Here is a 1,689-nt window from a genome sequence, read left to right as displayed (position 1 = left end):
TTATTCGCGTACTTTGGTAGATAAACTGCCCGACTCGTCTCTGGTTGTCAGATATGCCGTGATAATTTATCCAGCCTCTGATCACCCTGATGACGATATTCAGGGTAAGCCTTTTGTTGGTCGTGTTCAGATTCTTCCAAAGGAAGTCCCTGAGTCCCTTCAATTTGGCGGCAAAACGATCTTTTCGGCTGGTGAGTTTCAGCCGCCAGTGACCTTTTCGCGTTCTCCCCCAATAGCAGGTAAATCCCAGAAAATTAAACGTGGGCAGGCGTTTTCCTGACTGATGGGCTCTCATTGCCGCTATGTGACCCGCAGGAATTAATTGCGATTTGTCACTGTGTAATTCCAGTCCATATTTATTCAGTCTTTTCGGTAGCACCTTATAGAAACGTTTGGCTTCGCTGGAATACTGGAAGGTGAATACCATGTCATCGGCATACCTCACCATCTCTGCCCGCCCGTGAATATGTGAACGGCTGATTTCACCAAACCATTCATCTATTACATAATGCAGGTAGATATTGGCGAGCACGGGTGACAGGATTGAACCTTGTGGACATCCGCGCACATTGCCGGATGTTTCTTTACCCACTATGACGGGCGCCGTGATTAATACCTCGATCAATCTGAGGAAACGGCGATCTGATATTTTCTTCCGAAGTAAATTCATCAGCTCATCATGAGGTATCATGTTGAAATACTTTCGGATATCAATTTCCACTACCGCACCATTCCAATTACTGTAGGTTTGTTGCTGTAGTGCCCTTAATGCCGCATGACAATTTAGTCCCGGCCGAAAACCGTAGGAGCAGGGCATAAACAGCGGTTCATAAATCCGGTTAAGGATGTCACTGACCGCAAGCTGGACAAGTTTGTCCTCTGTGCACGAAATAGCCAGTGGTCGCTTACTGCCGTCCTCCTTCGGAATTTCGGTGATCCGGGCGGCTTTCGGGTGATACGTTCCCCTGCGTATCCGCTGGATGAGGTTTTGAATATTCTCCTCAAGGTGTTCACCGTAAGCCGCTTTTGTCATGCGATCAATACCCACAGCTTTACTCCCGTCCAGCCGCCGGAATTGCCCTTTCAGCATGTCACTGTTCAACAGATGTCCCAAGTTATTGAACACTAATTGTTTGTTACCTGCTGATTTCTCGCCTATACGCTCAAGTTTTGTTAACCATGATACTCCGTCGTTGCTGTGTACGGTCATTGTTGCCCTCTTACGTTCGATCTGTCTGCCAGCCCTTCGCTCCACGGTCATTACCCGCTTCAACGCTACTATGGCTGACTCCGACTTCCTGATATTCATTTCTCAGGCCTTGTGTTTGGCACTTGTACCCGAAATACTCATTCCATTGAGAAATATCAGGATCTCCTGGGTTCCGCACTGTTCTCTACAAACTCGCCGACGCCTGCGGCTCCGGTGTGTGCGGCTGAATGGATAATTGCCAGTATGACCATTCAAACGCTGCTTCCTGCTAGCTGAACAAAACTATCGGCACACACGACCAAATGTATTTCGGAGCTATCACGTTCACCTTTTGGTTTCGGCTCGAGTGTTTCGCTGTCTACGCTTCGTCTCCTTTGTTACCGCCGGAAACGCAAGACTCGCTACGTAGTGGTCTGGCTAACTCCCTTTCTACGACGGGACTTTCACCCGCAAGAATAGTGCAGCTTTGCCCAGCGCAC

At 48.5% G+C, this 1,689-nt stretch carries 2 protein-coding genes; both read right to left on the bottom strand.

Annotated features, from left to right (window positions below; all coding sequences use genetic code 11):
• On the bottom strand, positions 1-1,210 hold a 1,210-nt coding region (ltrA, locus tag ACGF49_RS24495), incomplete at its 3' end, for a group II intron reverse transcriptase/maturase (protein ID WP_387493292.1).
• A gap of 10 nt (positions 1,211-1,220) precedes the next feature.
• Complete coding sequence (locus tag ACGF49_RS24490) at positions 1,221-1,388, bottom strand: hypothetical protein (RefSeq protein ID WP_387493290.1); 168 nt, start codon at positions 1,386-1,388, stop codon at positions 1,221-1,223.
• Between the last annotated feature and the right edge of the window lie 301 nt (positions 1,389-1,689).

This window comes from Photorhabdus sp. RM96S (assembly GCF_042879335.1).
In the GTDB taxonomy this organism is placed as follows: Bacteria; Pseudomonadota; Gammaproteobacteria; order Enterobacterales; family Enterobacteriaceae; genus Photorhabdus; species Photorhabdus kayaii.
This window is presented reverse-complemented; position numbering and strand designations above follow the sequence as displayed.